This is a genomic window from Cupriavidus sp. DB3 (assembly GCF_020418465.1).
GTDB lineage: Bacteria > Pseudomonadota > Gammaproteobacteria > Burkholderiales > Burkholderiaceae > Cupriavidus > Cupriavidus cauae.
The window spans coordinates 287,001-299,334 of the sequence record NZ_JAIZPL010000003.1 but is presented as its reverse complement, the minus strand read 5'-3'; the positions used below and the strand labels follow the sequence as shown (position 1 = coordinate 299,334).

8 protein-coding genes are annotated in these 12,334 nt (G+C 67.3%); 3 read left to right on the top strand and 5 right to left on the bottom strand.

Going from position 1 to position 12,334, the window contains the following annotated elements; genetic code table 11:
- Positions 1–26 precede the first annotated feature (26 nt).
- The 3 genes from K7G19_RS10985 to K7G19_RS10975 all read left to right on the top strand — a co-directional run bounded on the left by K7G19_RS10985 (position 27) and on the right by K7G19_RS10975 (position 4,969).
- A complete protein-coding gene (locus K7G19_RS10985) occupies positions 27–644 on the top strand; it encodes a TetR/AcrR family transcriptional regulator (protein WP_226107255.1) in 618 nt (205 codons plus the stop codon).
- A 78-nt stretch (positions 645–722) separates the two neighbouring features.
- Positions 723–1,826 (top strand): efflux RND transporter periplasmic adaptor subunit, encoded by a 1,104-nt coding sequence (locus K7G19_RS10980; protein ID WP_226107253.1) that lies wholly within the window; start codon positions 723–725, stop codon positions 1,824–1,826.
- Positions 1,823–4,969, top strand: coding sequence for an efflux RND transporter permease subunit (locus K7G19_RS10975; protein ID WP_226107251.1), 3,147 nt, complete (start codon positions 1,823–1,825; stop codon positions 4,967–4,969). Before K7G19_RS10980 ends, K7G19_RS10975 begins: the two co-directional genes overlap by 4 nt.
- Before the next feature lie 33 nt (positions 4,970–5,002).
- Here the strand turns inward: K7G19_RS10975 and K7G19_RS10970 are convergent, their stop codons facing one another.
- The 5 genes from K7G19_RS10970 to K7G19_RS10950 form a co-directional block, all read right to left on the bottom strand.
- A complete protein-coding gene (locus tag K7G19_RS10970) occupies positions 5,003–5,830 on the bottom strand; it encodes an IclR family transcriptional regulator (RefSeq protein ID WP_226107250.1) in 828 nt (275 codons plus the stop codon).
- 72 nt (positions 5,831–5,902) lie between these two features.
- A complete protein-coding gene (locus tag K7G19_RS10965; protein WP_226107249.1) occupies positions 5,903–8,008 on the bottom strand; it encodes an acetate--CoA ligase family protein in 2,106 nt (701 codons plus the stop codon).
- 4 nt (positions 8,009–8,012) lie between these two features.
- On the bottom strand, positions 8,013–8,804 hold the full coding sequence (locus K7G19_RS10960; protein WP_149316747.1) for an enoyl-CoA hydratase/isomerase family protein: 792 nt from the start codon (positions 8,802–8,804) through the stop codon (positions 8,013–8,015).
- Between the two features lie 50 nt (positions 8,805–8,854).
- Positions 8,855–9,802, bottom strand: coding sequence for a tripartite tricarboxylate transporter substrate binding protein (locus K7G19_RS10955; protein WP_226107661.1), 948 nt, complete (start codon positions 9,800–9,802; stop codon positions 8,855–8,857).
- Between the two features lie 321 nt (positions 9,803–10,123).
- Positions 10,124–12,238 (bottom strand): TonB-dependent siderophore receptor, encoded by a 2,115-nt coding sequence (locus K7G19_RS10950; RefSeq protein ID WP_226107248.1) that lies wholly within the window; start codon positions 12,236–12,238, stop codon positions 10,124–10,126.
- Between the last annotated feature and the right edge of the window lie 96 nt (positions 12,239–12,334).

Genomic DNA, 12,334 nt, shown 5'->3' with positions numbered 1-12,334 from the left:
CTTGCCGCACCGGGTAATCTGATGAAATGACCAAGACACGTTCTCCCGCACCCCGGCTTCGGGGGCCGTCGGACCATGATGTCCGACACCAGATCGTCGAAGCGGCGACCGAATACTTCGGCCTTTACGGCTATGAGAAGACGACCGTCTCCGACCTGGCGAAGGCAATCGGCTTTTCCAAGGCCTACATCTACAAGTTCTTCGACTCCAAGCAGGCGATCGGCGAGGTCATCTGCTCCAACCGCCTGAGCGCGATCATGGCGGCCGTCGACGAAGCCGTTGCCGACGTCTCCTCCGCGTCGGAGCGGCTGCGCCGCATGTTCGGCGCGCTGGTCGAGGCCGGCAGCCACCTCTTTTTCAACGACCGCAAGCTCTACGACATCGCCGCGACCTCGGCCAGCGAGTCCTGGCCGTCGGTTCGCGCCTACGAGGACCACCTCAGGAACCTGGTGCTGCAGATCCTGCGCGATGGCCGCGAGTCCGGCGAGTTCGAGCGCAAGACTCCGCTGGACGAGGCGGCCAACGCGATCTTCCTGGTGATGCGGCCGTACATCAATCCGCTGCTGCTGCAGCACAACCTCGACAATGCCGCCGAAGCCACACGACACCTGTCCAGCCTGATATTGCGCAGCCTGGCACCGTAAGTTTTCTCCCTGTGACCATTGACTAAATTGGTCACACGAATTAAAAATGGGGATTCGACTCCGTCAGGAAGGATTCCCATGCTCCGGCGCCTTGCCCCCTTTGCCATCTGCCTGTTGCCGCTCGCGCTCCCGGCATGCGGCGACACCTCTGCCTCCGATCCGCGCACGGAGGCCCCGCTGGTCAGGGTGGGAACGGTGCAATCCGCCTCCGCCCCGTCGCGGTCGTTCACGGGGATCGTGGCCGCCCGGGTGCAGAGCGACCTTGGCTTTCGCGTCTCCGGCAAGGTGCTGGAGCGCCTCGTCGATACCGGGCAGACCGTCAGGCGCGGCCAGCCGCTGATGCGCATGGACCCGCTGGACCTGGGATTGCAGGCGCGGGCGCAGCGCGAGGCGGTCGCCGCGGCGCGGGCGCGCGCCAGGCAAACGGCGGACGACGAAGCGCGCTACCGCGATCTGGTCGCCGAAGGCGCTGTGTCGGCGTCCGCATACGATCAGATCAAGGCCGCGGCCGAATCGGCCCGCGCGCAACTCAATGCCGCCGAGGCGCAGGCGGACCTCGCGCAGAATGCGTCGAGCTACGCCGTGCTGCTTGCCGATGCGGATGGCGTCGTGGTGGAGACGCTGGTCGAGCCAGGTCAGGTCGTCAGCGCCGGCCAGCCGGTGGCGCGCCTGGCGCGGGCAGGACAACGCGAAGCCGTCGTGCATCTGCCCGAGACGCTGCGGCCGGCCGTGGGGTCAGTCGCGCAGGCCAGGCTGTACGGAAACGGAGAGGCCGCCGTGCCGGCGAAGTTGCGGCAGATATCCAGTGCGGCCGATCGGGTGAGCCGTACCTTCGAGGCCCGCTACGTGCTCGAAGGCGCGCTGGCCCAGGCGCCGCTCGGTGCCACCGTCACCGTCGAGATTCCGGACGGCACGAATGCCACCCCGTCGTTGCTGGTACCGGTCGGCGCATTGTTCGATCCCGGCAAGGGGCCGGGCGTCTGGGCCATCGAAGGAAGCCCGGCGAAGGCGGTCTGGCGCTCCGTCAAGGTGCTCGCCTTGACCGACGACATGGCCCAGGTGTCGGGCAATCTCAAGCTCGGGGAACGGATCGTATCGCTGGGTGCTCATCTGCTGCGTGAGGGCGAGACCGTCAGGCCTGTCGGCGATGGCGAAGCGACGACCGCCGGAGAACGTCGATGACCGAGGGGCGTTTCAATCTTTCGGCGCTGGCAGTGCGCGAGCGCTCCATCACGCTGTTCCTGATCGTCCTGATCTCCGCCGCGGGCATTCTCGCGTTCTTCCAGCTCGGCCGCGCGGAAGACCCGCCGTTCACGGTCAAGCAGATGACCATCGTCACCGCATGGCCGGGCGCGACAGCGCAGGAAATGCAGGACCAGGTCGCCGAACCGCTGGAGAAGCGCATGCAGGAGCTGCGGTGGTATGACCGCACCGAGACCTACACACGCCCCGGACTGGCCTTCACCATGGTGTCGCTGCTCGACAGGACGCCGCCTTCGGAGGTCCAGGAGGAGTTCTATCAGGCCCGCAAGAAACTCGGCGACGAGGCGAAGAGGTTGCCCGCCGGTGTCATCGGACCCATGATCAACGACGAGTATGCGGACGTCACCTTTGCACTGCTGGCGCTCAAGGCCAAAGGCGAGCCGCAGCGGCTGCTGGCGCGCGAGGCGGAAGCGCTGCGTCAGCAACTGCTGCACGTGCCGGGGGTGAAGAAGGTCAACATCATCGGCGAGCAGCCCGAACGCATCTTCGTCTCCTTCTCCCACGACCGCCTCGCCACGCTGGGCGTCACGCCGCAGGGCATCTTCGCGGCGCTCAGCGCGCAGAACGTGCTGACCCCTGCCGGTTCCATCGAAACCCGGGGGCCGCAGGTCTTCATCCGCGTCGATGGCGCGTTCGACAAGCTGGAGACAATCCGCCAGACCCCGATCACCGCGCAGGGCCGAACGCTGAAGCTGTCGGATGTGGCGACCGTCGAGCGCGGCTACGAAGACCCCGCCACCTTCCTGGTCCGCAACAACGGCGAACCGGCATTGCTGCTGGGCATCGTCATGCGCGATGGCTGGAACGGGCTCGACCTGGGCAAGGCGCTGGAGGCGGAAACCACCAAAATCAACGCGGCGCTGCCGCTGGGAATGACTCTGACCAAGGTCACGGATCAGTCGGTCAATATCAGCTCGGCGGTCAACGAGTTCATGGCCAAGTTTTTCGCCGCCCTGCTCGTCGTGATGGTGGTCTGCTTCCTCAGCATGGGCTGGCGCGTCGGTCTCGTCGTCGCGGCCGCGGTGCCGCTGACGTTGGCGGCCATGTTCGTCATCATGGTCGCCACCGGCAAGAACTTCGACCGTATCACGCTCGGCTCGCTGATCCTCGCACTTGGACTGCTGGTCGACGACGCCATCATTGCCATCGAAATGATGGTGGTGAAGATGGAGGAAGGCTATAGCCGTCTCGCCGCCTCGGCCTACGCCTGGAGCCACACGGCGGCGCCGATGCTGTCCGGCACGCTGGTCACCGCCATCGGCTTCATGCCCAACGGCTTCGCGCGTTCCACGGCGGGCGAATACACCAGCAACATGTTCTGGATCGTCGGCATTGCGCTGATCGCATCGTGGGTCGTGGCGGTGGCATTCACGCCCTATCTGGGGGTCAGGATGCTGCCGGACATCCGGAAGATCGAAGGGGGGCACGATGCCATCTACAACACCCGCCACTACCAACGCCTGCGCACGGTGCTGCGGCACGTCATCGCCCGCAAATGGCTGGTGGCCGGCACCGTCGTCGCGGCATTCGCGGTGGCGATCCTCGGCATGGGGCTGGTCAAGAAGCAGTTCTTTCCGACCTCCGACCGGCCCGAGGTGCTTGTCGAAGTGCAGATGCCGTATGGCACCTCGATCGAGCAAACCGGCGCCGCGACGGCGAAGGTCGAAGCCTGGCTGGCGAAGCAGAGCGAGGCGAAGGTCGTGACGTCCTACATCGGCCAGGGCGCTCCCCGCTTCTACCTGGCCATGGCGCCGGAACTGCCCGATCCGTCATTCGCCAAGATCGTGGTGCTGACCGGCAACCAGCAGGAACGGGAAGCCCTCAAAGCCAGGCTGCGCCGGGCGGTCGCCGATGGGCTGGCCGCCGAGGCACGCGTGCGCGTGACCCAGCTCGTATTCGGTCCCTATTCGCCGTTTCCCGTGGCGTTCCGTGTCATGGGCCCGGACCCGGACAAGCTGCGCGCCATCGCCGCGCGCGTCGAGTCGGTCATGCATGCCAATCCGATGATGCGTACGGTCAATACGGATTGGGGTCCGCGTGTTCCCACCTTGCGCTTCACGCTGGACCAGGATCGTCTGCAGGCCATCGGGCTGACGTCGAGCTCGGTGGCCCTGCAGCTGCAGTTCCTGCTGAGCGGGGTGCCGCTTACCGAGGTCCGCGAGGACATTCGATCGGTACAGGTGGTGGGCCGCGCGGCCGGCGATATCCGCCTCGATCCGTCGAAGATCGCCGGCTTCACGCTGGAAGGAGCGGCCGGCCAGCGCATTCCGCTGTCGCAGGCAGGAACCGTTTCCGTCCGCATGGAGGACCCTATCCTGCGGCGCCGCGATCGCACGCCGACCATCACCGTGCGAGGCGACATCGCCGAAGACTTGCAACCGCCGGACGTATCGAGCGCCGTCATGAAGGAGCTGCAGCCGATCGTCGATGCGCTCCCCGCCGGCTATCGGATCGAACAGGCGGGCTCGATCGAGGAATCCGGCAAGGCGACGGTGGCGATGCTGCCGCTGTTCCCGATCATGATCGCGCTGACGCTGCTCGTCATCATCCTGCAAGTGCGCTCGATTGCAGCGATGGTGATGGTGTTCGCCACGAGTCCGCTCGGCCTGATCGGCGTCGTGCCGACCCTGCTGATTTTCCGGGAGCCGTTCGGCATCAATGCGCTGGTCGGCCTGATCGCGCTGTCCGGCATCCTGATGCGCAATACGCTGATCCTGATCGGCCAGATCCACCATAACGAGCAACAGGGACTCAGTCCGTACCACGCCGTCGTCGAGGCCACCGTGCAGCGTGCGCGGCCGGTGATATTGACGGCCCTGGCGGCGATCCTGGCGTTCATTCCGCTGACGCATTCGGTGTTCTGGGGAACGCTCGCCTACACGCTGATCGGCGGCACGTTCGCGGGGACGGTGCTGACCCTGGTGTTCCTGCCGGCCATGTACTCCATCTGGTTCAGGATCCGTCCCGCCACGGATCGCCCTCCCCTCGATCGCGACGCCGGCGACGCGAATCGGCCGACGCGGGAGCACTGGCAGGAGCGGGAGCCGGTCACGGGCGGCTAGCCGCGTCCGGCCGAAAGCCGGGTGTGGCAGACCTCAGGCCATCTCGCTCTCGAGCCGGCGCATCCGCGCCTGTATCGTCGCGGACAGCGCCATCAATGGCCCGGCCAGGTCGGCCTCGACGGTCTCCATATCCTGTTGCGTCGATACGCTGACGTTCAGGACATGGACGCCGTAGCCACTGATCTGCAGCGGCGTCGCCATGGCAACCACCTGCGGCTGCCATGACGCCACGCAGTAGCCCTTCTCGCGCACCGAAACGACGGCCGCCTCGATTTCGCGGCACAGGCGGCTCCAGCCGCGGCCCCGGTGTTTTTCTGCCATCGCCAGCAACATCGCCTGGAACGCGTCGGGGGCGAGCGTCGCGAGGTAGGCCCGTCCCAGCGAGGTCAATGCCATCGGGATGCGCTGCCCGCTGACGACCGTTCGCAACGACTGCCGCCGGTTGTAGCGGAACGACTCGAGATAGACCATCTCGTCGCCGTCGGCGGCGGCCAGGCCGACATTGATCTTGTGCCGCACCGCGGCCTCCACCATCACCGGCGTCGCGACCTTGAGGATCTGCGAGCCGTCGCGCATGGCGTGGGCCATGCTGAGCACCGACACGCCGAGCCGATAGGCGCGCAAGCGCGGGACGTATTCGAGCATGCCGGTCTCGATCAGCGATTGCGTCAGGCGGCTGACGGTCGATCGGGACAGGCCGGTTCGCTCGGCGATCTCGCCGTTGCCCGGCATCGAGGAGCCGGCGCGGAACGCGCGCAGCACGGCGATGCCGCGTTCGAGCGAGCGATTGGGTGTTGCCTTGCCCTGGCCTGGCTTGATCCGTTCCATGCCGACAGTGTATTCGGCAGGAGTGTGCTCCATGGCGGATCGGCTCGTTCGCATGCAGGAGGGGACCGCGCCATCGATGGCTGCAAAGGGGCGGCCCCCCTTGCCTCATTCCCGCTTGCCCCCGCCGGCCAATATCGCCACCCCATCGACCGCCACAACGCCCTCACCCTGCGGCAGGACGAACACCGGGTTGATCTCGGCCTCCACCAGCCTGTCGCCGAGCGTGACTACCATCCGCGAGAAGGCGACGATGGCGTCCGCCAGCGCTTCCACGTCGGCGACCGGACGACCGCGGTAGCCTTGCAGCAGCGGCGCGGTCTTCAGCCGCTGGATCATCTCCAATGCGGCCTGCCGCGTCAGCCCCTGGCCGGGTGGCAACAGGCGCAGCGTCGTATCGCTGAACAGCTCCGCGGCCACGCCGCCCATGCCCAGCAGGATGGCGGTACCCAGCTCGTCGCGGTGCATGCCGAGGATAACCTCGACGCCGCCCCTGACCATTTCCTGCACCAGGTAACGCTCGGGCGCGATGCCCGTCGCGGACTGGACCGCCGCCGCCATCGTTGCCAGCCGTCCCGCCACCTCGTCAGCCGGAACATTGACCGCCACGCCGCCGATATCGCTCTTGTGCGCGATCTCGGCCGACAGCACCTTCAGCACGACATTGCCGCCGAAGTCCCGCGCGGCGGCGCTCGCCTCCTCGCCGTTGCCGACGATGACCTCCTTCGCCACCGGGATGCCAAAGCGCGCGAACAACGCCTTGGCCGCGGCCTCGTCCAGCGAACCCGTAGCGACCGTACCGAGGTCAGGCAACGGCAGCGCCGGCGTGCCCTCGTCGGCGTCCGTCGCGGCCCTGCCGGCCCGCCACATGGCGTCGAGCGCCACGGTGCATGCCTCCGGCGCGGTGAAGGCCGGCACGCCGCGGCGGTTGAGCAGCGATCCCACTTCCGGCGCATGCGGGCTGACGAAGGCGATCACCGGCTTGTCGCTGTCCGGAAGACAGTCGCGGATGGCATTGGCCATCAGGTCCGGCATTGCCAGACCGGACGAACCAACGATCACCGATACCGCGTCATAGCTCGGACTATCGAGCAGGATGCGGATCGCGGCGCGCAGCAGGTCCGGCTGCAAGCCCGCCAGCGTCACGTCGATCGGATTGCGGTCGAGCGCCGCATGGTCGCCCTTCTGCAGCGCGCGCAGCTTTGCCGCGGTGTCCTCGTCCGGTGCGGGCGTCTCGAAGCCGGCCAGCCCCAGGCTGTCCGAGACCAGGGTGCCGGCGCCACCGGTCGAAGTCAGGATGGCGATGCGCTTGCCGCGCAGCTTACGCCCGGCCGCCAGCGCCGCCGGCATGTCGAGCAGGTCCGAGAAGTTCTGCGCGCGGATCACGCCAACCTGCTCGAACAGCGCGTCGTACATCCGGTCCGCGCCGGCCAGCGCGCCGGTGTGCGACACGGCGGCCCGTGCCCCGCTCTCCGAGCGGCCGATCTTGAACGCGACGACCGGCTTGCCGGCGCGCCTCGCCTTCAGCGCGGCACGGCGGAAGGTTTCCGGATTGCGCACGCTCTCCACGTACAGCGCGATCACGCGGGTGGCCTCGTCGTCGGCCAGGTAGTCGATGAAGTCGGCGAGGTCCAGGTCCACCTCGTTGCTGGTGGAGATCAGCTTGCTCAGCCCGATGCCGCGTGCCGCGGCGCGCGACAGCAAGGCACCGAGGATGCCGCCGCTTTGCGACACCACCCCGATGCTGCCCGCCGGAAACCGGTCCATCTCGAGCGCGCCGCTGGCCGACAGCGGAATATTGTCGGTCAGGTTGACCAGCCCGATGGTGTTCGGCCCGAGCAGGCGCATGCTGCCGGCCGCCTCGATCAGCTCGGCCTGGCGTCGTGCGCCTTCCGCGCCGGTCTCGGTATAGCCGCTCGCCAGCACGATCGCAGCGCCGGCACCGCGGGCGGCCAACTCCCGCACCGCCACGTGAGCACGCTCGGCGCCGAGCAGCACGATGCCGACGTCCGGCACCTCCGGCAGCGAGGCGATATCGGGATAGCAGCGCAGCCCGTCGATCGAATCGACCTTGGGGTTGACCGGGTAGATCGCCCCGCTGAAGCCATGCTTGCGCAGGTAGGACACGGGACGGCCGGCGGTCTTGGCGGGGTCCGCCGAAGCGCCGATCACCGCGACGCTGCGCGGCTTGACCAGTCGTTGAATGGCGTTCATGGTGTCAGGCCTGGCTGGTCTTGTTGAGGAAGGCCAGCACGGACTCGCGATGCGCGGTGCTGGTGTAGCAGATGCCTTGCGCCTGGCTGCCTTGCGCGAACACCTGGTCGGCCGGCAGCTCGAACGACTGGTTCATGATGCTCTTGCCCAGCGCGATGGCGGTGGCCGAGCCCTGGCTCAGTTCCGCGGCCCAGCGCAGTGCATCGTCGAGCAGCGCTTCGGGCGTGCTGAGGCGGTCGGCGATGCCGAGCGCCTTGGCTTCCTGCGCCGGCACCTTGCGGCCGGTGAACACGAGTTCCTTTGCCATCGACAGGCCGACGCGGCGCGGCAGGAAATACATGCCGCCGCCATCGGGGATCAGGCCGCGGTGAATGTACGACCAGGAGAACGATGCCGCTTCCGACGCGAGCACGAAGTCGCAGCACAGCGCGGTGTCGGCGCCGAGGCCGGCCGCGGCGCCGTTGACCGCCGCAATGGTGGGCTTGGGCATCGTATGCAGCAGCTTGACGGTATGGTGCACGCGCTGCTGGCGGCTCCACCCGTTGAACGCCACCTCGCCCTGCGGCGCTTCCATGCGGCGCTGCATGCCGGCCACGTCGCCGCCGGCGCAGAAGCCCTTGCCGTTGCCGGTCAGCACCAGCGCGCGGATCGCCTTGTCCGACGCCACACGTTCGAGCGCATCGATCAATTCGGTGCGCATGTCGTCGCTGATGGCGTTGCGCTTGTCGGGACGGTTGAAGGCGAGCAGCGCGATGCCCGCTTCGATCTTCAGTTCGATCAGGGAGTAGTGGTCCATGTCTTGATCCGGTGCGGTGTATGGAATGGGTTCTGTGGTCGGCGCCGCGCTCAGTCGACGGTGATGTTGGCTTCCTTGATGACCTTGCTCCACCGCTCGCTCTCGCCCTTCACGTAGCGGCCGAACTCTTCCGGCGTGCCGCCACCAACGGCCAGGCCTTCCTGCTCGGCGCGCTTGCGGAACGCTTCGGTCTGCACGGCCTTCTTCGCCGCCGCGTTCAGTCGCGCGATCACGGCCGGCGGCGTACCGGCCGGCGCAAACAGGCCATACCAGCTGTCGGCCACGTAATTGGGCACGCCGCCCTCGGCGATGGTCGGCACCTTGCTCAGCGCCGGCGCCTGGGAACGCTGCGCGGTCGTGACCGCTACCGCGCGCAACTTGCCGCTCTCCAGGTGCGGCGCGACGGCAGCCGCGGTGGCGAACATCGCGTCGACCTGCCCGCCCAGCAGGTCGGTAATGGCAGGGCCGGCGCCGCGATACGGCACATGGGTGATGTCGACCTTGGCGAGCTTCTTGAAGAGTTCGCCCGCCAGATGGGCCGAGGTGCCCGGGCCCTGCGACGCGTAGTTGAGCTTGCCCGGCCGCGCCTTGGCCGCTGCGATCAGGTCCTGCACGGTCTTGATGGGGCTGTCCGGCTTGACGACCAGGACATTGGGCGAGCGCCCCACCAGCATGACCGGCGAGAACGCCTTGTCGGTATCGAACGGCAGCTTCTTGTGCAGGCTCGGATTGACGGCGTGGGCCATGGTGGCCATCACCAGCGTGTAGCCGTCAGGCGCGCTCTTGGCGACCAGGTCGGTCCCGATGATCGTGCCGCCGCCCGGCTTGTTGTCGACCAGCACGGGTTGGCCGAGATCCTCGCCCATGGTGACGCCCATCGCGCGCGCGATCAGGTCCGTTCCGCCGCCCGGGGCAAACGGCACGACCAGGCGGATCGGCTTGTCGGGGAAGGCTGCCAGCGCGGGCAGCGGCGCGGCAACGGCCATCAGCAACGGCATGGCGGCGCTGGCGAGCCGGCGGGCGAATGGAGTGAAAATGGGGCCGAAAATCGGGGTTCGGATCGATGGCATCAAGCGTCTCCTGAAAATCCTTGAAGCGCCGCCGCCTGTTCACCTGCCGGCGAGGCGCGCCTTGTTTGTGGGAGACAGCTTAGGCCTTGTCCGCTCGGCATACAGCCCCCTATTTCCATTGCATGGAAATGCCGGAAAATGCAGCCGAGGCCGGATCACACGGACGAAAAAAAGCCCGGCAGCGCGAAGCACGCTGCCGGGCACGATGCCCTGTGCGGCCGGTCCGGGGATGCCGCCCGCCGGCGGCCCTCAGAACTGATATTTGACGCCCGCGACGAACTGCCGGCCCAGGCCCGGGATCACCGCGAGATTGCCCCACGATGCGGGGTAGTACTCCTTGTCGAACACGTTGTGGACGTCGAAGAAGACGCGCGTCTTGCGGTCGATCTGCCAGTACGACACCAGCTTGACCGTGGCATAGGCGGGCAGCGAATACGTGTCGGTGGCATTCCCCGAGCGCGAGCCCACGTAGACGATGCCGGTGCCTACGCCATAGCGGCCGCCGAATCGCGGCATCGCATCTTCGCGGATCGCCAGCAGACTTGCGCTGACCTTCGGGATATTGGTCACGCGGGTACCGGGCGCGATGGCATTGTCTTCGGTGACCTTGGCGTTCGTCAGCGTGAAGCTGGCGCTGACACGCCAATGCTGGTCGAGCTGGCCGAAGGCGTCCGCCTCGAAGCCGCGGCTGGTGACCTCGCCGGCCGCGACGCTGAAGTTCGGATTGGTCGGGCTGCGCGTCAGCACATTGCTCTTGCGGATGTCGAAGACCGCCAGCGTTGCGCCCAGCTTCGCATCGGCCGATTGCCATTTGACGCCCGCCTCCAGCGCGCGGCCGCTCTGCGGATCGAAGGGGTTGCCGGCCTCGTCCACGCCGCTGTTGGGCCGGAACGACTTGCCCCACGAGGCATAGAGCGAGGTCTGTGCATTGGGCAGCCACGTCACGCCCAGGCGCGGCGACACGGCATGTTGGTCCTGGCTGGTGGACCGGCCGGTGATCAGGTTGTCCAGGCTCTGGTGATAGCTGTCGAAGCGCACGCCGGCCAGCACCTTCCATTGCTCGCTCAGCGAAATCTCGTCCTGGACGAAGGCGCCCACGTTGCGCTGGTCTTCGCGCGTCGACGTCGTCATCACCAGCGGCGGCTTGGGCTGGCCGTAGACCGGCTGGTAGATGTCGATCGCATAGGGGTTGGTGGCCAGCGTCGAGTAGGCGATGTCCATGCCCATGTGCAGGCGCGACGCGTCGACGCCGAACAGCATGCGATGTCCCAGACCGCCCGTGTCGAAGTTGCCTTCGACTTCGGCCTGCATCGAAGTGTCGCGCGACGGCAGCGTGCGCCAGCTGTGGCGGCGGGTCAGCGTGCGGCCGTCGGCCAGCACACTGCCGAGATCGGCGGCATAGCCTTCGAAGCTCGACTCCTTGTAGCTCGCCCCGATGCGGGTACGCCAGCCCGGCGCCAGCTCGCGGTCCAGCGTCAGCTGATGCGTATCGCTCGACAGATGCAGGTTCGGATCGTTGGGCTCGCCCAGATAGCGGTTGCGCGGCAGGTCGATCCTGCCGTTGACGTTGACCAGGCCGCGGTCCAGCGGCGTGCGCACGCGCATGAACTCGCCTTCGTACTGCAGCAGCGTCTTGTCGTCGAGCGCCCATGCCAGCGCCGGCGCGACGAGGTACTTGTTGTTGTCGATCAGCGAACTGCGGCTCGCGCCGTCTTCGCCCATGACGTTCAGGCGGTAGGCCAGCTTGTCGGTGATCGGACCAGTGCTGTCGACCGCGGCACGCCGAAAGCCGAGCGTGCCGACGCTGAGCTCGGCGCTCGTCGCCGGGGTGAACCTCGGCTTCTTGGTCACGATATTGATCGTGCCGCCCGGCTCGCTGCTGCCGTAGACGGCGGCCGCCGGGCCCTTGAGGAATTCGAAGCGCTCGACCGTGGCGGTGTCGCGCATCGGGTTATAGCCGCGAGAGCCGGGGAAGCCATTGACCAGGTATCCCATGTCCGTGCTGCTGAAGCCGCGGATTGCATAGTTGTCCCAGGTGCCGCCGAAATCGTTCAGGCGCGAAACGCCGCTGACGTAGTCGACCGTGTCGGCGAGGCGCGTGGCGCCGAGGTCGTCGATCAGTTCGGTGGTGACCACGCGAACGGATTGCGGTATTTCGCGCAACGGCGTGTCGGTGCGCGTCGCGCCGCGGCTTTCGGTAGGCACGTAGCCGCCGCCGGCATTCGCGCTGACGCGGACTTCGGGTAGATCGGCGGGGGCATCGTTGCTGGGCGTGTCGGCGTGGGCCATACCGAGCCCGAACCCGGACAGGACAGCCAGCGTGACCGGCCAGGCGAAGCGGCGGGTCGACAGGGTGATGGACATCGAAGGAGCGAAAAGTCGGCGGAAAACCGGCAATGATAACCGGAATCGCGAACGATTCGCATTTCGATTAGCCCTCGCCCAGGGTCGGGATGATGC

Excerpts from the sequence above, each read along its gene's own strand:
- K7G19_RS10970 (WP_226107250.1), bottom strand. The coding sequence starts at position 5,830 with ATGGAGCACACTCCTGCCGAATACACTGTCGGCATGGAACGGATCAAG.
- K7G19_RS10980 (WP_226107253.1), top strand. The coding sequence starts at position 723 with ATGCTCCGGCGCCTTGCCCCCTTTGCCATCTGCCTGTTGCCGCTCGCG.
- K7G19_RS10985 (WP_226107255.1), top strand. The coding sequence starts at position 27 with ATGACCAAGACACGTTCTCCCGCACCCCGGCTTCGGGGGCCGTCGGAC.
- K7G19_RS10955 (WP_226107661.1), bottom strand. The coding sequence starts at position 9,802 with ATGCCGTTGCTGATGGCCGTTGCCGCGCCGCTGCCCGCGCTGGCAGCC.
- K7G19_RS10960 (WP_149316747.1), bottom strand. The coding sequence starts at position 8,804 with ATGGACCACTACTCCCTGATCGAACTGAAGATCGAAGCGGGCATCGCG.
- K7G19_RS10950 (WP_226107248.1), bottom strand. The coding sequence starts at position 12,238 with ATGTCCATCACCCTGTCGACCCGCCGCTTCGCCTGGCCGGTCACGCTG.
- K7G19_RS10965 (WP_226107249.1), bottom strand. The coding sequence starts at position 8,008 with ATGAACGCCATTCAACGACTGGTCAAGCCGCGCAGCGTCGCGGTGATC.
- K7G19_RS10975 (WP_226107251.1), top strand. The coding sequence starts at position 1,823 with ATGACCGAGGGGCGTTTCAATCTTTCGGCGCTGGCAGTGCGCGAGCGC.